The 22,825-nt window shown below is 37.2% G+C and carries 33 protein-coding genes; 27 read left to right on the forward strand and 6 right to left on the reverse strand.

Annotation, left to right across the window (positions count from 1 at the left end; all coding sequences use genetic code 11):
* Positions 1 to 12 precede the first annotated feature (12 nt).
* From PLI06_02780 to PLI06_02790, 3 genes are read left to right on the forward strand one after another with little or no spacing between them, the layout of a single operon-like run.
* Entirely contained in the window at positions 13 to 1,407 is a 1,395-nt protein-coding gene (locus PLI06_02780; GenBank protein HOI76521.1) for an NAD(P)/FAD-dependent oxidoreductase, read from the forward strand.
* Positions 1,404 to 2,210 (forward strand): HAD-IIA family hydrolase, encoded by an 807-nt coding sequence (locus PLI06_02785; protein ID HOI76522.1) that lies wholly within the window; start codon positions 1,404 to 1,406, stop codon positions 2,208 to 2,210. Before PLI06_02780 ends, PLI06_02785 begins: the two co-directional genes overlap by 4 nt.
* Entirely contained in the window at positions 2,207 to 2,698 is a 492-nt protein-coding gene (locus tag PLI06_02790) for a hypothetical protein (GenBank protein HOI76523.1), read from the forward strand. Before PLI06_02785 ends, PLI06_02790 begins: the two co-directional genes overlap by 4 nt.
* Here PLI06_02790 and PLI06_02795 read toward each other — a convergent pair whose 3' ends face one another.
* The 3 genes from PLI06_02795 to PLI06_02805 are packed head-to-tail and all read right to left on the reverse strand — an operon-like array spanning position 2,699 to position 4,421.
* Positions 2,699 to 3,247 carry a flavin reductase family protein gene (locus PLI06_02795; protein ID HOI76524.1) on the reverse strand — a complete coding sequence of 183 codons (549 nt, stop codon included), beginning with the start codon at positions 3,245 to 3,247 and terminating at the stop codon, positions 2,699 to 2,701.
* A complete protein-coding gene (locus tag PLI06_02800) occupies positions 3,244 to 3,732 on the reverse strand; it encodes an adenosine-specific kinase (GenBank protein HOI76525.1) in 489 nt (162 codons plus the stop codon). The genes PLI06_02795 and PLI06_02800 overlap by 4 nt, the downstream gene beginning before the upstream one ends.
* A 35-nt stretch (positions 3,733 to 3,767) precedes the next feature.
* A complete protein-coding gene (locus PLI06_02805) occupies positions 3,768 to 4,421 on the reverse strand; it encodes an ACT domain-containing protein (GenBank protein ID HOI76526.1) in 654 nt (217 codons plus the stop codon).
* A gap of 108 nt (positions 4,422 to 4,529) precedes the next feature.
* Here PLI06_02805 and PLI06_02810 point away from each other — a divergent pair, with 108 nt between their 5' ends.
* From PLI06_02810 to PLI06_02865, 12 genes are all read left to right on the forward strand, one after another.
* A complete protein-coding gene (locus tag PLI06_02810; protein ID HOI76527.1) occupies positions 4,530 to 4,877 on the forward strand; it encodes an Rpp14/Pop5 family protein in 348 nt (115 codons plus the stop codon).
* A 17-nt stretch (positions 4,878 to 4,894) separates the two neighbouring features.
* The gene (gene psmA, locus PLI06_02815) at positions 4,895 to 5,644 is read left to right on the forward strand and encodes an archaeal proteasome endopeptidase complex subunit alpha (GenBank protein ID HOI76528.1); all 750 of its coding nucleotides are present in this window, start codon (positions 4,895 to 4,897) and stop codon (positions 5,642 to 5,644) included.
* Positions 5,645 to 5,649: 5 nt separating this feature from the next.
* On the forward strand, positions 5,650 to 6,342 hold the full coding sequence (locus tag PLI06_02820; protein HOI76529.1) for a ribosome assembly factor SBDS: 693 nt from the start codon (positions 5,650 to 5,652) through the stop codon (positions 6,340 to 6,342).
* A 15-nt stretch (positions 6,343 to 6,357) separates the two neighbouring features.
* Positions 6,358 to 7,038, forward strand: a complete 681-nt coding sequence (rrp4, locus tag PLI06_02825; protein HOI76530.1) for an exosome complex RNA-binding protein Rrp4 — start codon at positions 6,358 to 6,360, stop codon at positions 7,036 to 7,038.
* Between the two features lie 15 nt (positions 7,039 to 7,053).
* Entirely contained in the window at positions 7,054 to 7,782 is a 729-nt protein-coding gene (gene rrp41, locus PLI06_02830) for an exosome complex exonuclease Rrp41 (protein ID HOI76531.1), read from the forward strand.
* Entirely contained in the window at positions 7,775 to 8,575 is an 801-nt protein-coding gene (rrp42, locus tag PLI06_02835; GenBank protein ID HOI76532.1) for an exosome complex protein Rrp42, read from the forward strand. Before rrp41 ends, rrp42 begins: the two co-directional genes overlap by 8 nt.
* Before the next feature lie 5 nt (positions 8,576 to 8,580).
* Entirely contained in the window at positions 8,581 to 8,835 is a 255-nt protein-coding gene (locus PLI06_02840; protein HOI76533.1) for a 50S ribosomal protein L37ae, read from the forward strand.
* Between the two features lie 11 nt (positions 8,836 to 8,846).
* A complete protein-coding gene (locus tag PLI06_02845; protein ID HOI76534.1) occupies positions 8,847 to 8,987 on the forward strand; it encodes a DNA-directed RNA polymerase subunit P in 141 nt (46 codons plus the stop codon).
* Position 8,988: 1 nt separating this feature from the next.
* A complete protein-coding gene (locus tag PLI06_02850; GenBank protein HOI76535.1) occupies positions 8,989 to 9,501 on the forward strand; it encodes a hypothetical protein in 513 nt (170 codons plus the stop codon).
* Positions 9,483 to 9,905 carry a hypothetical protein gene (locus PLI06_02855; protein ID HOI76536.1) on the forward strand — a complete coding sequence of 141 codons (423 nt, stop codon included), beginning with the start codon at positions 9,483 to 9,485 and terminating at the stop codon, positions 9,903 to 9,905. Before PLI06_02850 ends, PLI06_02855 begins: the two co-directional genes overlap by 19 nt.
* Before the next feature lie 24 nt (positions 9,906 to 9,929).
* Positions 9,930 to 10,241 (forward strand): hypothetical protein, encoded by a 312-nt coding sequence (locus PLI06_02860; protein ID HOI76537.1) that lies wholly within the window; start codon positions 9,930 to 9,932, stop codon positions 10,239 to 10,241.
* 119 nt (positions 10,242 to 10,360) lie between these two features.
* A complete protein-coding gene (locus PLI06_02865) occupies positions 10,361 to 10,834 on the forward strand; it encodes a DnaJ domain-containing protein (protein HOI76538.1) in 474 nt (157 codons plus the stop codon).
* Here the strand turns inward: PLI06_02865 and PLI06_02870 are convergent.
* The gene (locus tag PLI06_02870) at positions 10,824 to 11,678 is read right to left on the reverse strand and encodes a DUF2666 family protein (GenBank protein HOI76539.1); all 855 of its coding nucleotides are present in this window, start codon (positions 11,676 to 11,678) and stop codon (positions 10,824 to 10,826) included. The genes PLI06_02865 and PLI06_02870 overlap by 11 nt on opposite strands.
* 111 nt (positions 11,679 to 11,789) lie before the next feature.
* Here PLI06_02870 and PLI06_02875 point away from each other — a divergent pair, with 111 nt between their 5' ends.
* The 5 genes from PLI06_02875 (at position 11,790) to PLI06_02895 (ending at position 15,500) form a co-directional block, all read left to right on the forward strand.
* Entirely contained in the window at positions 11,790 to 12,701 is a 912-nt protein-coding gene (locus tag PLI06_02875) for a 2-dehydropantoate 2-reductase (protein HOI76540.1), read from the forward strand.
* Positions 12,702 to 12,831: 130 nt separating this feature from the next.
* Positions 12,832 to 13,878, forward strand: coding sequence for an OB-fold nucleic acid binding domain-containing protein (locus PLI06_02880; protein HOI76541.1), 1,047 nt, complete (start codon positions 12,832 to 12,834; stop codon positions 13,876 to 13,878).
* Entirely contained in the window at positions 13,875 to 14,186 is a 312-nt protein-coding gene (locus PLI06_02885) for a hypothetical protein (protein HOI76542.1), read from the forward strand. Before PLI06_02880 ends, PLI06_02885 begins: the two co-directional genes overlap by 4 nt.
* Positions 14,183 to 14,950, forward strand: a complete 768-nt coding sequence (locus tag PLI06_02890; protein HOI76543.1) for a replication protein RepA — start codon at positions 14,183 to 14,185, stop codon at positions 14,948 to 14,950. The genes PLI06_02885 and PLI06_02890 overlap by 4 nt, the downstream gene beginning before the upstream one ends.
* A 28-nt stretch (positions 14,951 to 14,978) precedes the next feature.
* The gene (locus PLI06_02895; GenBank protein ID HOI76544.1) at positions 14,979 to 15,500 is read left to right on the forward strand and encodes a hypothetical protein; all 522 of its coding nucleotides are present in this window, start codon (positions 14,979 to 14,981) and stop codon (positions 15,498 to 15,500) included.
* On the opposite strand, the gene PLI06_02900 is transcribed toward PLI06_02895, so the two are convergent.
* On the reverse strand, positions 15,486 to 16,298 hold the full coding sequence (locus PLI06_02900; GenBank protein ID HOI76545.1) for a PHP domain-containing protein: 813 nt from the start codon (positions 16,296 to 16,298) through the stop codon (positions 15,486 to 15,488). The two genes, PLI06_02895 and PLI06_02900, sit on opposite strands and share 15 nt — an antisense overlap.
* Before the next feature lie 144 nt (positions 16,299 to 16,442).
* Between PLI06_02900 and PLI06_02905 the strand changes: the two genes are divergently transcribed.
* Both PLI06_02905 and PLI06_02910 read left to right on the forward strand, forming a co-directional pair.
* Positions 16,443 to 17,621, forward strand: coding sequence for a ferrochelatase (locus PLI06_02905; GenBank protein HOI76546.1), 1,179 nt, complete (start codon positions 16,443 to 16,445; stop codon positions 17,619 to 17,621).
* 136 nt (positions 17,622 to 17,757) lie between these two features.
* Positions 17,758 to 18,180: an OsmC family protein gene (locus PLI06_02910; protein ID HOI76547.1), complete on the forward strand. Its 423-nt coding sequence runs from the start codon at positions 17,758 to 17,760 to the stop codon at positions 18,178 to 18,180.
* Between the two features lie 90 nt (positions 18,181 to 18,270).
* Here the strand turns inward: PLI06_02910 and PLI06_02915 are convergent, their stop codons facing one another.
* Positions 18,271 to 19,137 (reverse strand): UbiA family prenyltransferase, encoded by an 867-nt coding sequence (locus PLI06_02915; protein ID HOI76548.1) that lies wholly within the window; start codon positions 19,135 to 19,137, stop codon positions 18,271 to 18,273.
* Between the two features lie 93 nt (positions 19,138 to 19,230).
* On the opposite strand from PLI06_02915, the gene PLI06_02920 reads away from it, so the two are divergent.
* The 5 genes from PLI06_02920 to PLI06_02940 are packed head-to-tail and all read left to right on the forward strand — an operon-like array spanning position 19,231 to position 22,776.
* Complete coding sequence (locus PLI06_02920; GenBank protein HOI76549.1) at positions 19,231 to 19,641, forward strand: methanogenesis marker 6 protein; 411 nt, start codon at positions 19,231 to 19,233, stop codon at positions 19,639 to 19,641.
* A 2-nt stretch (positions 19,642 to 19,643) separates the two neighbouring features.
* On the forward strand, positions 19,644 to 20,078 hold the full coding sequence (locus tag PLI06_02925; protein HOI76550.1) for a methanogenesis marker 5 protein: 435 nt from the start codon (positions 19,644 to 19,646) through the stop codon (positions 20,076 to 20,078).
* Positions 20,075 to 21,292, forward strand: coding sequence for a methanogenesis marker 15 protein (locus PLI06_02930; protein ID HOI76551.1), 1,218 nt, complete (start codon positions 20,075 to 20,077; stop codon positions 21,290 to 21,292). The genes PLI06_02925 and PLI06_02930 overlap by 4 nt, the downstream gene beginning before the upstream one ends.
* 13 nt (positions 21,293 to 21,305) lie before the next feature.
* Complete coding sequence (locus tag PLI06_02935; protein HOI76552.1) at positions 21,306 to 21,848, forward strand: methanogenesis marker 17 protein; 543 nt, start codon at positions 21,306 to 21,308, stop codon at positions 21,846 to 21,848.
* Positions 21,849 to 21,858: 10 nt separating this feature from the next.
* Positions 21,859 to 22,776: a methanogenesis marker 7 protein gene (locus PLI06_02940; GenBank protein HOI76553.1), complete on the forward strand. Its 918-nt coding sequence runs from the start codon at positions 21,859 to 21,861 to the stop codon at positions 22,774 to 22,776.
* Positions 22,777 to 22,825 lie beyond the last annotated feature (49 nt).

Below are 22,825 nucleotides of genomic sequence, written 5' to 3' on the forward strand. Positions count from 1 at the left end.
AATATTATTTATATGAAGAAAAAAATCGTTATCGTTGGAGCTGGCCCAGCGGGTCTTTTTTCTGCTTACAAGCTTTCTGAAACTAATAAATTTGATATTATTGTCTTGGATAGAGGCAGGGATGTCGATAGCAGAAAATGTCCACTTGAACGTACAGGCGAGTGCGATAACTGTAATCCCTGTAATGTATTATATGGAACTGGCGGTTCTGGTTGCCTCTCAGATGGGATACTAAATCTAAGGCCCGATATAGGTGGAGATTTAGAAGCCCTAACTGGAAAAGCTGACAAAGCAATAAGTTTAGTGAACGAAGTTGATTTAATTTTCTTAGAGCACGGGGCACCAGAAAAGCTTTTCACCGGCGAAACAGAAATGATTGAGGATTTACAAAGAAAAGCCGAGGCCTCAGGAATTAAGTTTATTCAGATTCCTCAAAGACACATAGGGAGCGACTACACCCCTGTAGTAATAAACTCAATCAAAAAATATCTCGAAAAAAAAGGGATAAAATTTGTATCCCTTGCCGATGTTAACAAAATAGAAAAAGTAAAACAAGGATACACCACTACCTATATGCAAAAAAATACTTCGCATAAAATTGATTCTGATTATGTCATTGCGGCTCCAGGAAGAGCGGGCTCCAGCTTTTTGATGTCACAAATCCAGGAACTTGGAATCAAAGTAGAACATCAACCAATTGATATTGGAGTAAGGGTCGAAGTATCCAAAGTTGTAATGAAACCTGTAATTGAAGTCAATAGAGATCCAAAGTTTCATATCTATTCTAAGACTTATGATGATTTTGTAAGAACTTTTTGTACAAATCATGAGGGGTATGTGATGAAGGAGCAGTATGATGGATATGTAGGGGTAAATGGACATTCAATGAGGGATATTAAATCCCAGAACAGTAACTTCGCTTTTCTTTCAAGGGTCACACTAACCTCTCCTGTTGAAGATACAACGTCATATGGCATATCCATTGCAAAGATTGCCACGGTTCTTGGAGGTGGAAAACCTCTCATACAGAGATTTGGGGACTTAAGAAGAGGCAGAAGGTCAACACCTGAAAGAATTAGAAGAAGCAACATAAAACCTACACTTCTTTCAGCAACACCAGGGGACATAGCTATGGCATTACCTTATAGAATAGTCACAAATTTAATTGAATCACTTGAAAGGCTGGATAACGTACTCCCGGGCGTGGGCAGTGACTCAACACTTCTATACGCTCCAGAAATTAAATTCTATGGGATAAGAGTAAAAGTAGATTCATCAATGGAAACTAATTTACCAAATCTTTTCGTTGCTGGCGATGGGGTTGGGCTTTCAAGGGATATAGTCAATTCGGCGGCTACTGGGATTCTTGCAGCAGAAGGGATATTAAAAAAGGAGAGTAAATCTTGAAAGACATCCAGTATATATTCATGGATATTGATGGCGTCCTCTACAGAGGCAATCACACGATTAATGGAGCAAGAGAATTTATCGATTATTTAATTCAAGAAGAAATTAAATTTATATGTGTCACTAACAATTCTGCCAAAACACCTGCTGACTATTCAAAAAGACTGAAAAGTATGGGAATAAAAATTGGAGAAAATGAAATAATAAACTCCGGCGTTGCTACGGTAGAATTCCTAAAAGAAACATTTCTCAAAGAAAAGGATAATCTAAGTGCATATGTAGTTGGGGGCGAAGGTTTAGTATCGCTCATTGAAAATTCTGGAATAAGACTAGATGATAAAAATCCTGATCTTGTAGTTGTTGGGTGGGATACCAATTTCACCTATGAAAAGATGAAGAAATCATCACTTGCAATCCAGAGGGGTGCAATATATATAGGTACAAACCCAGATTTGACATACCCTTCACATGAAGGTATATTACCTGGCTGTGGTGCAATTTTAGCATCAATAACGGCCGCCAGCGGAGTTGAGCCTATAATAATCGGAAAACCAAAAACTTTAATCATGGAAATGGCGGCCAAAAGGATTTCAGCAAAAAAAGAAAAAAGCTTGATGATTGGGGATAGAATTGACACAGATATTTTGGCCGGAAGAAACTTTGGAATTCAAACTGCAATCGTATTAAGTGGGGTTGCTGACAAATCAGAAGTATCAAAGTCTCATATAAAGCCAGATTATGTCTTTGAAGATATGATGGATTTATACCTTAATTTAAAAAAATCTAGAAAGGTGCAAAAATGAAAGGCAATATATTTTTAGTTTTGTGTTTGGGTCTGATTATTTTATTACCTCTATGTCTTAACACTTCCCTTGATAACTGGAATACAAGTATAAAAGTTGCAAACCTGCGCTTGGCAAATGGAATTGAATACTATAATATATCTTCAAATGCTTATTCAATTCAGGACATGGACAATGTCACAGTTTATGCAGACAAAGCTATACTAGAATTTTCAACAGCTTTAATAGCGCTTGAAAATGCGATGGGCGAAGCTCAGAGATCAAAGAAGGATTGGTTAATACTATACACAAATTTTTATCTAAAAAAAGTTCAAGCTCTGAATAATGCAGCAGTTGAGATCAAAATCTTGAAAGAGTACTATCTAACTGGGCAAGAAGACGGAATCATCCAATCAATGAATAATATACAAAAGTATGAAGATGAGTTCAAGATGTATGATCTCAAGATGGAGGACATAAGAAGAGATCACATATCAGAGTTCCAGTAACTATTCTCTTTTCTTTTCAACTATTTTTTCAGGATAGGTAAAACAAGGGCCTCCAAGATGATTAATGAATTTTACCTTTTCAACATCAATGCAATCATTGTAATAATCCTTTTCAATTTCACAATGGACTATCTCGCCAATAAAGAGATAGTGGTCACCGCATAAGAAGGAGTCAATGACCTTACACTCAAGAAAAGCAAAGCACTCTTTAATTGAAGGGGAAACTACCTTTTTACCTTTAACTTCTTTAAGTTTATATGCCTTAAATTTATCAACATTCCGCCCACTCTCAGAACCACACAATAAAACCTTGTCTATAAGTTCAATTGAAGGGATATTAACTGTAAATTCTTTAGAATTTCCAATAAGAATATGGGATAGTTTCTTTGTTGAGAGGGATATTGAGATAAGTGGCGGTGAATGTGAAACAGGGCTTGTCCACGCTGCAGTAACGATATTGGACTTGCCTTGGTACTTTGATGTGATCAAAACAAGAGGCCCAGGATTTAATAGCCTTAGACCTTTTAGATTTTCTATTTTGGTTTTCATTCTACCTTGTATCCTATTTTTTCTAAAAGATCTCTTCGTTCTTTCTTTTCATATTTATCTTCAATCTTCTCAGCAGAAGTCCCGTCAACGACGCCTATAACAGAACTTCCCAGATTTGTTTTTGCTACAATTACTTGGAAAGGATTTTCACTTGCACCATACAAAGCACAAACAGAAGGATGTCCTTTTATGTTGTTCAAGACATTAATGGGGAAAGCGCCCCGCATCATTATTACAAATATATGCCCCGCCCCGATTTTTAAAGCGGCATTAGCGGCAAGCTCTTTTAGGTGTTCATCGTTTCCTGCAACTCTTGTAAGTTTTGGTTTTGCTTCATTCATTGCAACACCAACTTTAATTCCTGAAACACAGGTCAGAAGAGTCCTTGCAAGATCATCTACAGTGTATATAGAAAAGTTTCCCTGCCCAACTATAAACTCAACACCATCATCCTTCTTTATGTCAATAACATTCATTTCCATAATATCACGCCTTTTTTCAAGTTTTAGATATTAAAGATTTAGTCTATACACCTATTGAGAGCCTCAAAAGCAAGCACCATATCCTTCTCATCGACGACAAATATAGTATCCATAAAACAGCTCATAGTTTCAATAACGTTTATCCCGACAGAGGAAAGATTTGAGGAGAGGTAAGACACAACTCCTGGCGTATCTCCAATGTCCTCGGGACTCTTAACAGATATTTCAACTAGATCTTTTGAAATCCTCAATACATTTTCTTTTCCTATAAGATCTGTAACCTCCTCAAGATAGTCTTCAAGTAAGATTAAGGTTATACCTTGGGAGCCTTGAATAATATTAATTAGATACCCTTCAGAAAGTGTCTTCTTTAGAACGGGTTCAAGTTTCAAGAAAACATGCCATCCGGGCTTCAATGTCACAGTTGCAACTTTCGTCTTTATATTGATCCTGCTTTTTTTTAGAATTAGCTTTATTTTTTTCTCAAGATACTTTTTTTCTTTCTGCAGTTCTTCAGCATATCTTCTTGATGCTATAAGTACAGCAACCATGTTATCTATTTTGTATTCGTCCATTATCATTCTTGAAAGAGCAGAATAGTTGATTATCCCATACTTTAGACAGTCCATTATAGATGGGTGTGCACCTATATATTCCCTAACTATTTCCGCTATGCTTTTTTTGTCTGGCACAATTATTAATTGTACGATACCATATTTAAATGTTCTGAATATGCTAAGATTGACAACTTATGACAAAATACTTAAATCATGTGCATAATAACTATTTTAGATGTTTTTATGTCCATAAAAAACCCAAAGACTCTCAGAGAAAAGACAAGATATGTCAGTTTTATAATTGAGGGAGGGAAAGACTTTAAAAGAGAGGACCTAGTTAAGGCTATCTGGAATTCAGCCATTGATTTTTTAGGAGAGTTTGGCGCTTCTGAAATAGGTCTTTGGGTCAAGGAATATGACGATAGTAATAAGTGTGGCATAATAGAAAGCAATATAAAATCATTACACAAAGCTATATTTATACTATCACTTACTAAATCTGTAGGTAAAGAAAAAGTTAATATACTGCCTCTTTGTGTATCAGGGACTATAAAGGGGTTAGAAAAAAATATCAAGTCTAATGTTAATTAGTTTATGGAGGTAAATAAATGGCATTTGTTCCACCCGCATCTGGATATGACCGGGCAATTACCGTTTTTAGTCCAGATGGAAGTTTGTATCAGGTTCAATACGCTGGCGAGGCTGTAAGAAGGGGAGCCACCGCTATAGGTATTAAATGTAACGAAGGAGTCGTACTTTGTGTCGACAAGAGAATCCCTTCAAGGCTTGTTGAACCAGAATCATTTGAGAAGATATTTCAAATCGACGATCATCTTGCTGCAGCGACATCAGGAATAATAGCAGACGCAAGGATACTCGTAGATAGATCAAGAATCGAAGCACAGATTCATACATTGAGCTACGATGAAAAGATGTCTGTCATGATGTTGGCAAAGAAAATTGGAGACTTAAAGCAGATGCACACACAGTATGGCGGATTAAGGCCATTTGGTGCTTCTTTGATTCTTGCAGGTATCAATTCAGAAGGGCCTCAGATATTTGTTACTGAGCCTTCAGGAGCTTACCTTGAGTGGAAAGCAACAGCCATAGGCGCTGGAAGATCCGTTGCAATGGAGATATTCGAAAAGGAATATTCCCCTGAAATATCAATTGAAGATGCAATTATACTTGCTTTGAGAGCCCTTAAAAAATCAATTGAGGGAGATTTAAGCAAGAGTAATGTCGAAATGGCTGTAATAAGCATGGAAGATAAGAGATTTCAGAAAATGGACGAAGAGAAATTAAATCTCTATATAGAGAAAGTTAAAGCGATTAAGGAAGAGGAGGATAAGGAGTAGATTGTTTGATATCTCTAGATGATGCAGTTACTGCAAAATATAAGTACCAAGGGGAACATTTTGAGATTTTAGTCGATCCCAAAAAAGCCCAAGAATTTAAGGGGGGAAATGAAGTAGAAGATTTCCTCGCTACAAATTTTATTTTTAAAGATGCCGATAAAGGAGATAAAGCATCTCCTGACTCGCTTAAAAAGGCATTTGGTACAGATAATGTTAATGAGATTTCAAAAATTATTCTTAAGAAAGGAGAAATACACCTTACTACCGATCAGAGAAGGGTGATGATGGAAAACAAGAGAGCCCAAATTATTTCCTATATTTCAAGACATGCTATAAATCCCCAGACACGCCACCCACATCCGCCACAAAGAATTGAAAATGCCTTAGAAGAAGCAAGAGTCCAAATAGACATGTACAAAAAAACTGAAGATCAGATTAAGCAGATAATTCATGTATTGGCCCCAATAATACCTATTAAGATTGAAAACAGAAGAATTGGAGTTAAAGTGCCTGCGGAGCATGCACCTAAAACCATGGGATTTGCAAAAAATCTTGGTACTATTATTAAAGAAGAATGGGGAAGAGATGGCTCTTGGATGTTTGTAATTGAAATACCTGCTGGATTACAGGATGACCTTTTTAGTAAGTTGAACAGCGCTACAAAAGGAAACGTTGAGACAAAGATAATGGATAAATGATACGGAGAGATAACATTGGAATTTTTAGTTAAGGATAGATCGATTGTTACGCCAGGTATGGCTATTGCAAAAGGGCCTTTTAGATATGAATATGGGGTTGATAAATTTGAGGATACAATAATATCCTCTGTTTTAGGAATAGTCTATATTGAAAATGACGGCGTTAAGGTAGTTCCACTTGAAGGCAAATATATGCCAAAAAGGGGCGATGATGTAATTGGGACAGTTGTAAGCATAAATCCTCTAAGTTGGGATTTGGATATAAATGCCCCTTACATGGCCAATCTTCATGTCCAGGATGCTTTGAGGTATGTCAAGGACACTTCAAATCTTGAGAGGATATTCAAAGTAGGCGATGTAATCTATGCAAATATTAGAGATGTCGGGGAATCTTCGGACATTGTTTTACAGTCTAAGGAAAGACCTTACGGCAAAATGAAATGGGGGAGAGTTGTAAATATTCATGCCACAAGGGTTCCCAGAGTAATTGGTAAAAAAGGATCTATGATTAAGTTATTGAAGCAAATGACCAAATGCGAGATTATGGTCGGTCAGAATGGCAACATATGGATTAAGGGCGAGAGGCAAATGGAAGATATTGTCGAGAGAGCCATTCTTAAAATTGATAGGGAAGCTCATATACCAGGGCTAACAGACAGAATAAAAAAAATACTTGAAACTGAATTATCAAGATAATATTAGGTGTTACATATGGAGAAAGACATAAAGTTCTTTACTAATGGCAAGAGAATCGACGGAAGAGCCGTTGATGAATTGAGAAACATAAAGATAGAAGTTGGAGTTTTTAAAAGAGCAGATGGCTCATCTTATATTGAATGGGGCGGAAATAAGATTTATTGTGCCGTTTATGGTCCAAGAGAAGCTTACCCCAGATTTCTTCAAAAATCAGACAGGGCCATATTAAAGTGCAGATACAACATGGCTTCTTTCGCAGTTGAAGAGAGAAAAAGGCCCGGCCCAAGCAGAAGGGGAGTAGAAATAGGTAAAGTAACACAAGGAGCATTAGAGCCTGCTTTGTTATTAGAAAATTTCCCAAAATGCATGGTTGAGGTTAATATTGAAGTTATCCAAGCAGATGCTGGAACAAGATGTGCAGGAATAACTGCTGCATCAGTAGCACTTGCCAACGCAGGGATACCTATGAAAGAATTGGTGCCCGCATGCGCAGCTGGAAAAGTTGATGATAAGATTGTTTTGGACCTCTGTAAAGAAGAGGATAACTATGGTCAAGCAGATTTACCATTGGCACTTCTTCCAAGAAGAAACGAGTTCAGTCTTTTACAGATGGACGGAGACCTATCCGAAGAACAGCTTGAAGAGGCTTTAGACCTCGGTAGGAAAGGATGTCTTGAAGTATATGAAATTCAAAAGGAAGCACTAAAGAAAAAATATGTAACGGAGGATGTGGCAAATGAGTAGTGTTCTTTCAGATATTAAGAAGGAGTATATGATAAGCCTCTTGAAGAACGGCAAGCGTGAGGATGGAAGAGGCCTTAACGACATGAGAGATTTAAAGGTCGAACTTGGGATTGTAAACAAGGCCGAAGGTTCATGCTTTGTTCAAATTGGAGACACAAAAGTAATTGCCGGAGTAAAGTGTGAGACCGGAGCACCATTTCCCGACACACCCAACCAAGGAGTTTTTACAACTAATGCAGAATTAATTCCAATGGCATCTCCTGACTTTGAGGCAGGCCCACCAAGAGAAGATGCTATAGAACTTGCGAGAATAGTTGACAGAGGCATCAGGGAATCAGGCGCCATTGACTTTCAAAAATTAGTCATTAAAGAAGGAGAGCTTGTCAGAGTCTTGTTTGTTGATATCCATATAATGGATTACAACGGAAACCTATTTGACGCAGCTGGAATTGCAGCAATAGGGGCTCTTTACAATACTAAAATGGCAGTATTAGATGAAGAAGGAAAGAAAACAGAAGAACTAATGCCTCTACCAATGAAGAAAATCCCTGTACCTTGTACATATGCAAAAATAGCAGATTCAATCTTATATGATCCTTCAATGGAAGAGGAAAGTGTAATGGATTCAAGAATTACTGCTACAACTGAAGACAGTGGAAGAATATCCGCAATGCAGAAAGGTGACGTAGGAAGCTTTAAAAAAGAGGAGATTTTAGACATCGTCAGACGATCAAAGGTAAGGGGCGACGAAGTTAGGTCCCTTCTAAAAGAAAAATTCTCTGAAATGAGGTGATGTTCATGGCAGTTTCAAATAAATCAAGTAGTGCAGGTCGATTTGGGCCTAGATACGGTAGAAAAATTAGAGTTAAAATTTCTAACATTGAAGCTCAGATGAAACAGAAACATAAATGTCCACAATGTGGAAGAAAATCTGTAAAAAGGATAAACACTGCAATATGGCAATGCTCAAAATGTGAGACTACATTTGCCGGAGGCACATATCTACCAGATACGCCTGTGGGAAGAGTTTCACAGAAGGCAGCTGTAAAGTAGGAAGTGAATAGTTGTATAAATGTATTGAATGTAAAAGAGTACTCACCCCTACAGAACTTGATGATATAAGGGGGATTAAATGCCCCTACTGTGGCAACAGGATATTCATCAAGATGAGGCCAGAATTGGCAAAGACAGTGCAAGCACGTTAATATGATGCTTATCTCAACTTCTAGGAGGCCATCAACTAGGACTAGGTCCTTTGTTAAAGAGCTTCTAGGAGTTATACCTCTTTCTTTTCAAGTTACAAGGGGTAAAAAATCTATTGAAGAGTTAAAGGATATTGCTGTTCTTAAAGGCTGCAGAAGATTGATGATAGTTGAATCAAAAGATGGAAATCCTTCTGCGCTTTCTTTTATGCACATTGACAAGAAAGACTGGAAATGGCTAGGTGTTATAGATATTACAGCATCCCTAAGAAGGGAGATGAAAATAAATCACAAGCTAGAGTCATTTGATGATGATTTGCCTCTTTTAATAAAAGGTGAGAAGGATGACTCTTTTGATTTTGTCAAAGAGATGTTCTTCTGTAATGATTATGATGAGAATCTGGAAGGCTCTGTTCTTTTATGGGATGGCGGATTTATCAACTTCATAAGGGATGAAATTTCTGATCTTCCAATCGGCCCCAAAATTAATGTATTAAAATGGAAGCGTTTAATCTGATGTCTGTAACTAAAAATAAATCCAGAGGGGTCCGAGCGGAATATGAAGTCAAGAAATTTCTTCTTGAGAATGGTTATTTCGTCTTTAGCAAAAGAGTAAGCCAGAGCGGTCCTGACATAATAGCAATAAAAGGTGAAAAGACAATAGTAATGGAGATCAAAAACACCAAACTATCGAGCATCAAAATCAAAAACTCGCAGATTAAATCGCTTTTAGACACAGCCGCCGAAATATCCAAGAAGACTGTTCTTTCCCCAAAAACAATCCTTGGGGTAAAGTTTTCTTCAAAAGAAGGTGGATGGACCTTTATTTCAATTGAAAATCAGATATATGAAGATAAAATTATAAAAAAACAACATGAAAATCTAATAGAATTAAGCAAAGGCTTAAAAAGTTTTATTTAACAAATAGAGAAAAGAGAGGGTCAGATGCAAGGAGAATCAAATACATTTTATTCAAAAGGATCTAAAAAATTCAAACAAAAAATATACTCTAAAAAGACTAAAAAATTAAACATGGGAAGAGTTTCAGACTTTAAATGGGATTTAAATCAAGTATTAAACAAAATGCCAGAAGAAAAAGCCGGCCTTATTCGCGGGCCATTATATGCCAAAGCTTCAAAAATAGGTTTTGACGAGGCTAAACAGTTCTTAAAGGACAAGGAAGAAGAGGGAATAATAGACAAGGATATTGCGTTAGATATCCTCCGAGTTCTTTCTAAATACTCAAAATTTAGATAATCTTTTCTCTGATACTTTAATATGCATATTCTAGATGGATTTAACATTTTAAAGTAATAAATTTATATTCTGTATTATCATTAGACTAGAATATACCAGATATCGGCCTTACTGATAAAATGTCCTACAACCCAAAAAAAGATTACTATGAAATGATCGGGGGGATAACCCCTTCATCTAATGTAAAGGAGATTAAGAAAGCCTACAGGAAAAAAGCCTTGGAGTACCATCCGGATAAAAATCCAGGAAAAGAAGACTCGGCAAAAAATAAGTTTCTCGAGTTAAAAGAGATTTATGAAACACTCATTGACAAAGAGAAAAAAGCAGAGTATGACAAACATAGAGAGAAATTTTTATCCGCAAATAAACCTCTAAATCATGAAGGGCGTCCTGGATGGACATATACCACGAATATTGATATAGACTCTTTAGGCCTTGACCCACTCCCAAGAACTTTTGTCAAGAGCAGACCTTACGTAGTATATGATTATGCAAAAAATTCAAAGCAAGGTCTTATCAGGATAATTATCTATTCAGTCATGTTCATAATGGTTTTAGTCACCATATACATGCTGAGCATTCTTAGCCAATAAGAGCCTTCTTTTCGATATACTTTTCGATCATCTTCGCATTCAACAAGGGAAGTTTCAAGCTTATCAGTGTTTTTTCTGCTGCAATTCTCTTCAAGATTTCAGTTGCATTTGGGTCTGGGGATATTCTCTGAAGGCCAGAAAGAAAGTCAGGGGAATTCAGTTTAGAGAGTGTCGCAGCAATATCTTCCTCTTTAAATCTGCCCTTCTTTGGTATTATATCTTCTACAAGTCCGTCAAGAGATTCCATATCAAATTTATCGGACATGTAGTCATAGATTTTATTATTGAAAGATTCCCTCATGGACAGAAGAAGCATCGCTATATCAAAATCTTCTGTAAGCTCTTCAACTTCCATTCTCTTGACGCATTTCCAGCCACTATAGTTACCGAGAAAATGGACCATCTCCTTACCAGAGACGACTGTGCTCCCCTTATCTTCAATAGGTTTCTGCCCGAGATATTTATCAAGGACATCTGGTGTAAGCCTTTCAATCCCTAATTTTTCTAAGACCATTTCAGTAAGTATTCCTTTTGCAATATCCTTTGCTTCCTTTATATTTGCAATTTCTGATAATTTCTTTGTTGTCGTGGGGGATTTCGCCTTGTAAAGAGCACCAGAAATAGTTTTTTCATCCTTTATTATTGTGTCGACTATGCCCTGAATAAACTTTAGATCAAATCCCTCTCCTAAATACTGAAGGATCTTTTCATTAAATGATTCTCTTATAGAGAGTAATAATCGTGCAATATCAAGTTTCTCTTTCCCATCAAGGGACTCAAAACCTTTGTAGCACTTCCATCCCTTGTAGTTACCGATAAACTCAACCTTTTCTGGCATCGCCATTATATCACCTTAGATTTTATTGCGCTCTGGATACTTAAAAGCGTTTACGAATATATTATAACTATTAACATCAAGTATAAAAAGTAATTTATTAAAAGAATAATTGATAAGATGAGGATAGCTTTCATAGGGTCAGGGGCCATAGGCAGTCTTTTTGGAGGGCTTCTAAAAAAAAGTGGTGCAGATGTCTTACTGATTGGAAGGCAAAATCATGTAGAGGCCATAAAAAAAAATGGACTTTTTATTTCGGGTATTGATGAATTTAATGTTAGGATAAATGCATCTTCTAACCCACTTGACGCAAGAGGGTCAGATATCCTTGTTATCACAACTAAGGCATATGACACAAGAAAAGCACTAGAAGACATCATTCCGATTCTAAATGATAATACAAAAGTGATGTCGCTTCAAAATGGGGCAGGAAACATTGAAGAGATCTCTAAATTAGTAGACAAACAAAATATCATTGGAGCAGTAACAAGCATGGGCGCATTTCTTGAGAATCCAGGTAGGGTGCAGTTCAGGGGGAAAGGAACTACCTTAATTGGTGCGATATCAGAAGAAAACAAAAATGCGAAAGAAATAGTCAGAATATTTGATAGTGCCGGAATTAAGGCTGAGCTTACAAATGACATAAAGGGTGAGATATGGTCAAAAGTAATTATTAACTCAGCCATCAATAACCTTGCTTCAATTCTTGATGGCGAGAATGGAATCCTTCTGGATGAAAATCTTATTGAGATTGTAAAAGAGATAACAACGGAAGGAAAGACAATTCTTCAAAAAGAAGGGATAGATATCTCTGATGACATTTTTGAAAAGACAGTAGACGTCATTAAAAACACCTCTAAGAACATTAACTCAACCCTCTCAGATCTTAGAAAAGGAAAAAGGACAGAGATCGATTACATCTCCGGTAAGATTATTGAGCTTGGGGATAAATTAAATATGCCCTCACCTTACAATAAGGCACTTTTTACCATGATAAAATATAAAGAGAATAAATTAATACAAAAATCCTAATAACCTATATAAGTCCTGGATTTTAATTAATATTGTGAATACTTTATCAATGATTTTTAGATTAATTATCGAATAGATCAATAGAAAAGTATTTTAATATTCACGAAATAAAACGTTAATAGGTGTTTTGATGGAAGATGACGTATCCCTCATAATGTCGAAATTGATGGAAAAGGGTTATACGGAAGCTCAAATTAAAGAGAAAATAAGAATAAAAAAAGAATCTTTAATGTACGATATAACAACAAAAGGAATCCTTTCTATAATCGCTTCCGAAGAAGGGATAGCCCTACCTGGGAAGGAAGACCTAAAGATCGATACACTGAAAGAGGGAATGAAAGACGTTAATGTCTTGGGACGAGTTTCAAGAAAGTATGCCCCAAAGGAGTTTACAAGGGACGATGGGTCTCAAGGGGTAGTCCTTAATGTCATAGTTTCGGATAAGACTGGAGAAATTCCTGTCGTATTCTGGGATGAGAACGCTGTCAAATGTTCTGAAACAGTGAACAGAGGGGACATCATAAAGATAATCGCTGGGCAGGTTAAAGGTGGAATGAAAGGCCCCCAGCTTTTTATTACTTCAAAAACTAAGGTAATTATTAATCCCGAAGGGATTGATGAATCATCTTTGCCTGATACATCTACTATTAAATCCTTAAAATATGAGAGAACGATGGTATCCGAATTAAACCCCGGTGATAAGTTCAAGGAGATTAGGGGAACGATAGCCAAACTTTACTCTGTATTCTTTTATGACGGATGCCCCACATGTTTTAAAAAAATGAATGTGCCACAGAAAGGGTTCTGCAAACACTGCAAGTTAGAGGTATCCCCAATAAAAGTTGTCATACTGGACATAGGCATAGACGATTCAACAGGGTACATCAGGGCTTCATTTTTCAAAGACAAGGCTGAGAAGGTATTGGGCGTAACTGCTGATCAAATTCATCAGGGCGTAAAAAGCTATCTTGAAAAAGGTTTCAATTTTAAAAATGCAGGTGAGGCTTACCTATCTGACAATCATTACAATTTGTTGGGAAAAGAAGTATTAATCTCTGGAAACGTTGCAGAAAATGAGTACATTGGAAACGTATTCCAGGCACACAATATATTTGATTTTGATTTGGAAGAAGAGATAGAGATGGTATTAGAGAACATAGGAAAGGAGATGCAATGAAGCAAAATTACTCTATTGAGAAAGAGATACGTGAAATCAAAGGGGATGAGACTTTAGTTTCCTTCATAGGCGTAGTTGTGTCTATAGATCCCTCCACCTATATGCTGATCATAGACGATGGAACAGGGGCGGTAAGTGTTTCATCAGATAATCTATATGACATGGAAAAAATTCTAAGAGTTATAGGAAGCCCCTACAAGGAAGGCGGACAGGTAATTGTGGGCTCTGATATAATTCAAGATTTTACTGATTTCAATCTTGACCTCTTTAGAAAAGTTCAGCAAATTGAAAAGGAGGTCTACCAATGAAGAAGAGGATGCCATCTTCAAGACTTTCTCTTGCCGAGGTCCACAAAGGTTATTTTGTAAAACCAGAGGATGATTTTGCAACTAATTATGTTATCACCCAAGACGGATTAAAGGTTTACAGGCTAAAGGGCGTCGCAACTATAATGGCGGAGCCCAGGTTATCAGAGGATGGTACTTACGGCTCTGTTTTCTTAGATGATGGAACACAGAGCATAGTTGCCCTTGCATTTAGGGAGAATACCAAACTGCTAATGTCAATTAAGAAAGGCGACCTTGTCCAGTTCATGGCAAAACTCAGTGAGTGGCAGGGTAAAAAGCAACTCAATCTTGAAGTATTATCTGTAGTTTCCCCCAACATGTTGACCCTTCACAGGGCTGAATCTGTCCTTGCTGCAATCAGACAGAAGAAATATTTCAAAATGGCCCAGAAAATATATGACGAAGAAAAGAATGTGAGAAAGGCAATGGACCGTGCCAAGAAAGAGGGATTAAATCCTGACCTGATAGACGCCATCGAGGAGCTTAATTATCTAGTGGAAAATGCGGAAGAAAGCCGTATCTTTGATTCTGACACAGCAATTGAATCAAGGGTAATGGAGGCCGTAGAAAAGCTTGATGAAGGGGATGGTGTGGTTCTTGACCTCATACTTTACGAGCTAAAGGATGATTATCTAGCAGATGACATTGATAACGCTGTAAGGGAACTCCTCTCAAGGGGAGACCTCTATGAGCCCAGGGTGAACTACTTTAAGAAGGCCATCTGAAGGGGGGCTTAGTATTAGGAGATATCAGATAGGAGTTATCGGCTCTGCAAGCGGCAACATAGGAAGTGACGTTAGACTTGCTGCAAGAGAGCTTGGAAGGGCTATTGCAAAAAACAATCTGGTACTTTTCTCTGGGGCGTGCCCTGGATTGCCATTTGAAGCTACAATGGGTGCAAAAGAATCTGGTGGAACAACAGTTGGAGTGTCCCCTGCAATAAATTTCAAAGAGCATGTTGAAGATTATAAATATCCATCTGATGTTTTTGATTCTCTCATATTCACTGGTTCTGGGTACAAAGGGAGAAATGTTACCCTTGTCAGAAGCTGTGATGCAGTTATTTCAGTCCAGGGAATGATTGGCACCCTAAATGAGCTCACAATAGCGTATGATGAAAAAAAGATTGTTGGATTGCTATTAGGGACTGGCGGAGCATCTGATCTTTTCTTAGATGTCTTAAGGAAAATGGGAAAATCTCATGATAATGTTATATCTTCAGATGACCCTATTATCCTAGTTGAAAAAATAATTGAAGCGTTAGAGATCCTTTAGTGAAAATAATCTTTCTAGATACTCTTTTTTTAGTTCCATCCCGAATTGATCGCCTTCCCTGTGATAATCTGATCCTGCTGTTGGAATTAGAGAGTATTTTTCTGCAAGTTTCAGGTATTTTGACTCCTCATCTTTAGTGTGCTTTGAGTAGTAGACTTCAAGCCCTCCAAGGCCGATATCAGATAAATAAGCTATGAAGTTTTCAAGATCTTCGTCTTCTAAAAAAGTATACTTTGGGTGGGCAAGTACAGGGACACCTTTGTATTTTTTAATTAATTCAATGGCCTTTCTTATATCTGGCCTTACTTTTGGCACATAGCATGGCTTATTGTTCCCAATGTATTTTTCAAATGCTTCAGCGAAAGTAGACACATAACCTTTTTTCACCATTAGGTCTGCAATGTGGGGTCTGCCAATGTTTCCATCTGCGCTAGCTTTTAGCTCTTCCATCGTTATTTCAAAGCCTGAATTTCCCAATTTCTTTAGCATTTTTTGATTTCTTTCTTCTCTTGAATTTTTCAGTTTGTTTACAAAGCTCTGAAACTTTAGATCCGTATAATCTACGAAATAGCCAAGCATATGGACCTGTTTCTCGTGTTTTGCGCTGATTTCAAGGGCAGGTATTAGTCTTACCCCTTTTTCATTTGCAGCCTTCATACCTTCAGGTATACCATCAATTGTGTCGTGGTCTGCAATAGCTATTGTGTTTAATCCATTTTCTTTAGCCTTGGCTATGATATTTGTCGGCGAGAGCAGTCCATCTGATGCAGTTGTGTGAACATGTAAATCTACTTTCATTAAAAAAAAGAAATATAATTAATTTAAATGACTTTCTGATTTAGTAATTTAATAAAAACTTATTTAATTGAAAGTGAAAATAATGATTCAAGAGGGGATTAGATTAATACTGTTTTATCTCTATTAACGCTCATCGTTGGCTTTTTGATTGGGGTTACTATAGTCAAATTCTTGACAGTCCATCAGAGTAAGATTAGGGCATATGCTATATTGTTATTTTCTGAATTTATTATTTTCATCTTTCTTATTTATTTAAATCTAAGTGGATTAGAGCTTGTTTTTCTAGGGATACCTCTCCTATCTATTCTAGCTGGGTATTATGTAATGACTGTTAAAATACTTTCAACGAAGGATCATAGACATGTTCCTGATCTTACTAGAAAAAAAGGGGATAAAGGCAAAGGGCATACCGCCATAATTTATTTTACACATGGGGAGCCTGAAGATTATAATCCAATAGGATGGATAAATCAATTTAGAGAATTTGATGAGCAGAAGATTAAGTTTATCCCATTTTTGATTAGGCCAATTTTTCTTTATATGTTAAGGAAAAAGTATATCCACGTTGGTTTTAGCCAGCATAAGAAAATGCACACAAAGATGATGAAATCTCTTGAAGAGAGATTTAGAAAAGAAGGGGATAATAAGACTAGATTTTACCTATCATTTTTAGAGGATGAGCCAAGGCCAGACGCTGCAATTATCACTGCATTAAATGAAGGGGCAAGCAGAATAATAGTGAGTGAGGTATTCTTGACCATTTCAAATCATACAGCTGAAGGTGAAGAGTTAGTTAGAAAAATTAATTTTGATGATTACGGAGTTTCAATTGCATTTACCGGCCCACTTTGGGATTCAAGGATATTGCAGAGCATGTTTGTTGAAAGAGTAAACAAACACATAGAGGGAACTGATAAGAAAAAAGTTGGAGTCTTACTTGTGGGGCATGGACAGCCGAAGGAGTGGGACATGGAATGGCCGACTGAAACAGAACAAGAGATAAAATTTAGAAAAGATGTTTTAGAATTATTTGTTAAAGATGGATACGATCGAAATAACCTTGATCTTGCTTGGATGGAGTTTAGAGAGCCTTGCACATCAGAGGCAGTTCAAAAATTAGTACAAAATGGAGTAGAGAAGATATTTTACTTCTCAGCTGCAATTAGTGCCGACAGCATTCACAGCATGTGTGATATGCCTGAACTTATTTCTAAGTGTGGTATACCCAATAACATTGAAGTTATTAATCTTGGAGCTTGGAATGATGACCCGATTGTGATTAGGGCGATTAAGGAGAAGATTGATAGGATTAGGTTTGATTAATAATTTTACTAAGTTTATATTGTAAGATACACTCGATTGATTCTTTTATCAGAGATTTTACTCCGGATAACACTTTCTCATTATTCCCCATATCTTTTTATAGATTGAAATGTATCTATTATCTTGAGTGAATAATATGCCTAAAGATATACTAAAAGCTTCAGTGAGTTGGCAAAAGGATATGGAATATTTGGGTAAGGATAGTGTTGGTCATGAAATTCTTTTCGGGGCTTCAAAAGCGTTTGGTGGCACTGGGAATTATCCTATCCCTTTAGAAGGATTACTCGCTACATTAGGGGCTTGTATAGCCGTTAATACCCAAATTTTATTGAGGCAACAGGGAAAGGATTACACATATTTTGATGTACAGGTTGAAGGTACTAGAAAAGATGAGTACCCTAGAATTTTTGAAAAGATCTATGCAAAAATAAAAATAAAAGGGGATCTTGAAAGGGGCATGATCGAAGACTTGATAAGGGAAGTCATGACAAAATTCTGTCCGATAACTGTTATTCTAGGTTTAACTGCAGAATTAGCATGGGATATCACGATGGAGTGAAGATTTAATATTTCTCTTTTTGTTAGTATTTGTTAGCGTTAAGATAAACATAGAAAATTAAAAATGTATCACGGTCGATAAAAAAGAATTTCAAACAATTCCTAAAATGATAAGTCCTAAAACTAAGATAATAATCCCAATCATTATACCGCGATATATTCCTATGATATATTTCCTACCTTCACTTTCTGTCCTACTTTTCAAAAGTTTCGAAACAAAATAAATAATGTTGGCATCTATAATGATCATAGTCAGTAAATATATCCTCCCTAGATTTCCAAAAAGCAAAGGAAAAAAACTGACCAATATTACTAGGCCAAATAATATGCTGGATACTTTAAGTGCAGTTTTTCTACCCCAAACTATTGCAATCGATTTTGAGTTCTGAAGTTTATCGCCTTCTAAATCCATTGCATCGGCAGATATTTCTTCGCCCAAGTCAACTAAGAAAGCCATCAGGCCAAATGACCATACTGTAACATTCCATGGATTTCCAACTGCTATACCCCCAATGATAAATGTAATTGCAACTGAAGATGCAACCATTATGTTGCCCAACAGCCCCGTTCTCTTTAGTTTCCAGTTATATAGAACTCCGATAAACCAGAATAATATACCAATAATCAAAACATATACTCCAAGCAATAGGGCAGAATATAGTCCTATGATTGTAGTGAATACTGTCAAATAGATTATCTCAGGCTTTGAAACGATTCCTGAGGGGAGTGGCCTATTTGGAGCATTTATTCTGTCACTTTCAAGGTCAAAATAATCGTTTAATATTAATGCAGATGCAGAGATAAAAAAACCACAACTAAAGCCTGCTACAGCCTCTCTTAAGGTAGGGATACCTGAAAGGGCCAGTATCTCTCCTGCAACTACGCATATAGCCGCTGCAAAGGAAAGGTCGAGTCTAACTAACTGGGCAATTCCATTAAGTTTTTTTCTAATCTGCATTAAAGTAATTGATAAAATTTTATTTTATATTTCTATCTAATATTCTAGATAATAGTCGAAACTCTTTTATTGTTAATAAATATTAATTCAGATATGAAAACAAGAATGTTTGTTATCGCTGATACCTCATCATTAACTCCTCAAACAGTAATCAACTATATTGTAAGTCTTGGAAAGACTTTGAATATCAAAGATACCTGTTATGGCATCATGGTAGAGGGGGATGACGATGTTGTTGAGAATATCACACTAAAGGTAAGGGAAAAATTTAATGCAGATATATTCTCAAAGCACAGAGCTTACCCAATAGGGGATGAAAGAAGATGTAGGGCCACAAGGGGCGGCGGAGCAAGGCCTGGATACTATTTTCTTCAAGAAGAGTACAAGTTATTGCCTCTTATCTCTAATGTATTAAAAAAAGGAAGATTTAAAACCATAGATAAAAAGAAGAAAAAACCTGTTGATGTAGATATACTAAAAAAAGCCATTAAAGAGAAGGTGTAGATATGAAAGTTTTTATTTATCCCCCAAACAGCATGATATTGCAGGACTTAGTCGAGAGATTTGGGCACACCCCACTTGCTCTTGCAAAAGAGATAGAAAGGAGAGTAAATGATCCAGAACTCGACTCCCCACCAATGAATATAACAGACATAGATGTAAAAATAGGATTAAAGTATGCAGCAATTGAAGTTCCATCAGGTGTCAGGGGCAGGCTTGCGATGTTTGGGCCTTTAATTGACGAGGCAGAGGCTGCTATTATTGTCAATAACTTTCCGTCTACCTTTGGGTGCATGGCATGCGCCAGAACAAACGAGCTTACTATTTATTTGATCAAACAGAGGAGAGTTCCAACACTGGAGCTTGATTATCCAACAAATGAGGAAGAAGTGGAAGACTTTATTGCAAGAATTAAGAACTTCCTGGAGGGCTTAAAATGATTAAGATAGCACAGCTTTCATGCGGTAATGATTACAGCGGCATCCAAAAAGAAATTGAAAAGGCCGCAGAAACAGTCGGCGCCAAGATAGTATTTCCCGACGTTGATATTGATTTTGATGAGGCAATAGAAGATTTTGGATTCAATCCAGTAAGCCCTGGATTAAAACTAATGGTTGCAAGGGCAAAAGCATTGGCGGATAAAACATTTGAGGCGGACGCTGTATTAATAGCTACATGCTTTAGATGTGCGGAAGGTGCATTAATTAGAAATGAACTAAGGAGATACCTCCAGAAGCACACAAAGCTTCCAGTCGTCATGTATTCATTCACTGAAAATACAAAGGCAAGCGTTCTTCTAATAAGAATGGAAGCATTAGTTACAATAGTAAAAAGAAAGGATCTATTGGCCAGAGAAAGGCAAGTTGGAATCACAATGGGTCTTGACTCTGGATCAGCCACAACTAAGGCAGTCATAATGCAGGATAATCAAATTGTATCTAAGTACTGGCATCCAACTTTGGGGGTTCTCGAGTCAGCTGAGAAGGCAGTAGCTGAAGCGCTCAAGATAGCCAAGATGGAGTTTAAGGATATAGAATCAATAGGAACAACAGGATACGGCAGATATATTCTTGGAGAGCACTACAAAGCCAAACTTGTCCAGGAAGAAGTAACTGTAAACTCCAAAGGTGCAGTTTTTCTTGCCAACAAGCAGAAAGGGGAAGCTACAATCCTTGATATAGGTGGAATGGACAACAAAGCAGTAACAGTTATGGACGGCATACCGGATAGCTTTACAATGGGTGGGATATGTGCCGGTGCATCAGGTAGATTTTTAGAAACTGCAGCAAAGAGGCTTGGTCTTGAAATAGCTGATTTTGGAGACCTTGCGGCGAAAGGGGAACTTCACAAGGTGCCAATGAACAGTTATTGTACAGTCTTTGGTATCCAGGGATTAGTCTCTGCACTAGCTGAAGGTTATACTAAAGAAGATGTGGCAGCCGCAGCATGCAGGAGTGTTGCCGAGCAGATTTATCAGCAGCAGCTTCAGGAAATTGATGTAAGGTTTCCGGTGATTCAAGTCGGCGGTACCTCGCTTCTAAAAGGACTTGTAAGGGCGGTAGGAGATATTCTAAAGACAGAACCTTTAGTTCCAGAAAGTTCCCAATACATCGGCGCAGTTGGCGGAGCCTTACTCTGTTCAGGATTTATCTAAAGGGGATTAGATAATGGAAATAATAGTCGAAGGTCTGCCAGAAAAAGAATCCCAAGGCTATGTCGCTTTGATAAATGACATAATGAGGGAATTTGAGATAAGGCGGAGTATAGAAAAGGTTTACTTCTACGGCGACACTGAAAATTTTGTTTTTATAACATCAATTAGGATAAAAAAAGTTCTTGAACCTTTGAGGATAGAAGACGTTGCCGTCTACAGCACAGAAAAAGAGATCCTGTCTGTTGAGGATGAGTTTTACGTTCCAAAGATATTATCACTATTATGGGCCATTTCAAAGGAAGGGATAGAGCAGGCCGATAGAACTGAGATTAAGATCCCGGCTAGTATCTTCAATAAGATAAAATCTGAAGTCGTCTACTACCCTACAGAGGATTTGAAGAAAAACGTCCAGGAAGCAATCAATAGGGTTTTGCCTGAGGCTGCTAGGATCAAATACATCCTCTCGGCAGAAAAGACTATCACAGTCGCATCAAGCGAAAATGCACTTTCAGAAGAAAGCAAAAAGCTTGCTCAAAAGTTTCACGAGAGGGATTAGGTGAAAATCAATGTTTAAGATGGCATTATTTGAGGGTGGGCTTCACAGGGCAGACGAGTTAGAAGATCTTGTAGATGACCTTGGGGGATTTTTAATCCAGAAGAATGTTACTCAAATTGATATTACTCTAATCATTTCTGTGCCTGCCGAGGATTATGAGCTTGTCGTGAAAAAAGCAAAGGATCTAAGGGGAAAAATTGTAGAAGTCCCGCTTGCTGGCTCAGAGATCACAATTGTGGCACCTTCACTTGGAAAGCACCATCTGCCCCATCCAGTGTGTGATATATCAGAATACATCAGAAGGAACGGCGCTGTGACAAATGTCATGGGGCTTGCAAGGGGTGTAGGGCAACGAATCAATCAGATAACTGCCACAGAGAAAGGGATGATTGAAGAGGCCGATGTTGCGGTCTACTCACTTGGAAACTTCAGCAGGTGCCTTATGAAAAAGACCCATCTTTTCATGGATATTGATATACCTGTAGTTGTACTAGGGGGGCCAGAGCAGTTCAATATTGAAGGCCTTGATTATTATGTGGGTGGTATTGGAAGAAGGAGCCAGAGATTGAGACAGAAGTTTGACCTTGATATATTTGATGTCATGGTTGGTGAAATCTCAAAGGCAGTAGAAAAAAGAAGAAGGGAGATAGATGAAGACCCTCTTATACTAGAGCCAATATATCTTAAGAAGATTTTAGAAGAAAATGTCGAAGGCATAGATAAGATTATTTCCCCAATCCCCATAGTGCTTAATGTAGATGGTGTCAAGGTAAAGATGCCTTTGAATCAGTTTAAGGAAAAGATAAAGAATGTTGAATTTGACGGCAGGAAGATAGAAGAGTATGCCAACATCTATCAGTCGCCATACACCGGATTCACAATTCTAAAGATATATACAAAATCCTATTTCGACTCCATAAAAAAATAATCTAATTATTTCAATCAAACAATTAATCTTAAATGGTTAAAGACGCCTT

This window comes from Methanofastidiosum sp. (genome assembly GCA_035362715.1).
In the GTDB taxonomy this organism is placed as follows: Archaea; Methanobacteriota_B; Thermococci; order Methanofastidiosales; family Methanofastidiosaceae; genus Methanofastidiosum.

Coding starts and splice junctions, on each gene's coding strand:
- PLI06_02780 (HOI76521.1), top strand. CDS start 13: ATGAAGAAAAAAATCGTTATCGTTGGAGCTGGCCCAGCGGGTCTTTTT.
- PLI06_02790 (HOI76523.1), top strand. CDS start 2,207: ATGAAAGGCAATATATTTTTAGTTTTGTGTTTGGGTCTGATTATTTTA.
- PLI06_02795 (HOI76524.1), bottom strand. CDS start 3,247: ATGAAAACCAAAATAGAAAATCTAAAAGGTCTAAGGCTATTAAATCCT.
- PLI06_02810 (HOI76527.1), top strand. CDS start 4,530: ATGTCCATAAAAAACCCAAAGACTCTCAGAGAAAAGACAAGATATGTC.
- psmA (HOI76528.1), top strand. CDS start 4,895: ATGGCATTTGTTCCACCCGCATCTGGATATGACCGGGCAATTACCGTT.
- rrp41 (HOI76531.1), top strand. CDS start 7,054: ATGGAGAAAGACATAAAGTTCTTTACTAATGGCAAGAGAATCGACGGA.
- rrp42 (HOI76532.1), top strand. CDS start 7,775: ATGAGTAGTGTTCTTTCAGATATTAAGAAGGAGTATATGATAAGCCTC.
- PLI06_02840 (HOI76533.1), top strand. CDS start 8,581: ATGGCAGTTTCAAATAAATCAAGTAGTGCAGGTCGATTTGGGCCTAGA.
- PLI06_02850 (HOI76535.1), top strand. CDS start 8,989: ATGATGCTTATCTCAACTTCTAGGAGGCCATCAACTAGGACTAGGTCC.
- PLI06_02855 (HOI76536.1), top strand. CDS start 9,483: ATGGAAGCGTTTAATCTGATGTCTGTAACTAAAAATAAATCCAGAGGG.
- PLI06_02860 (HOI76537.1), top strand. CDS start 9,930: ATGCAAGGAGAATCAAATACATTTTATTCAAAAGGATCTAAAAAATTC.
- PLI06_02865 (HOI76538.1), top strand. CDS start 10,361: ATGTCCTACAACCCAAAAAAAGATTACTATGAAATGATCGGGGGGATA.
- PLI06_02870 (HOI76539.1), bottom strand. CDS start 11,678: ATGGCGATGCCAGAAAAGGTTGAGTTTATCGGTAACTACAAGGGATGG.
- PLI06_02875 (HOI76540.1), top strand. CDS start 11,790: ATGAGGATAGCTTTCATAGGGTCAGGGGCCATAGGCAGTCTTTTTGGA.
- PLI06_02880 (HOI76541.1), top strand. CDS start 12,832: ATGGAAGATGACGTATCCCTCATAATGTCGAAATTGATGGAAAAGGGT.
- PLI06_02885 (HOI76542.1), top strand. CDS start 13,875: ATGAAGCAAAATTACTCTATTGAGAAAGAGATACGTGAAATCAAAGGG.
- PLI06_02890 (HOI76543.1), top strand. CDS start 14,183: ATGAAGAAGAGGATGCCATCTTCAAGACTTTCTCTTGCCGAGGTCCAC.
- PLI06_02900 (HOI76545.1), bottom strand. CDS start 16,298: ATGAAAGTAGATTTACATGTTCACACAACTGCATCAGATGGACTGCTC.
- PLI06_02910 (HOI76547.1), top strand. CDS start 17,758: ATGCCTAAAGATATACTAAAAGCTTCAGTGAGTTGGCAAAAGGATATG.
- PLI06_02915 (HOI76548.1), bottom strand. CDS start 19,137: ATGCAGATTAGAAAAAAACTTAATGGAATTGCCCAGTTAGTTAGACTC.
- PLI06_02920 (HOI76549.1), top strand. CDS start 19,231: ATGAAAACAAGAATGTTTGTTATCGCTGATACCTCATCATTAACTCCT.
- PLI06_02925 (HOI76550.1), top strand. CDS start 19,644: ATGAAAGTTTTTATTTATCCCCCAAACAGCATGATATTGCAGGACTTA.
- PLI06_02930 (HOI76551.1), top strand. CDS start 20,075: ATGATTAAGATAGCACAGCTTTCATGCGGTAATGATTACAGCGGCATC.
- PLI06_02935 (HOI76552.1), top strand. CDS start 21,306: ATGGAAATAATAGTCGAAGGTCTGCCAGAAAAAGAATCCCAAGGCTAT.
- PLI06_02940 (HOI76553.1), top strand. CDS start 21,859: ATGTTTAAGATGGCATTATTTGAGGGTGGGCTTCACAGGGCAGACGAG.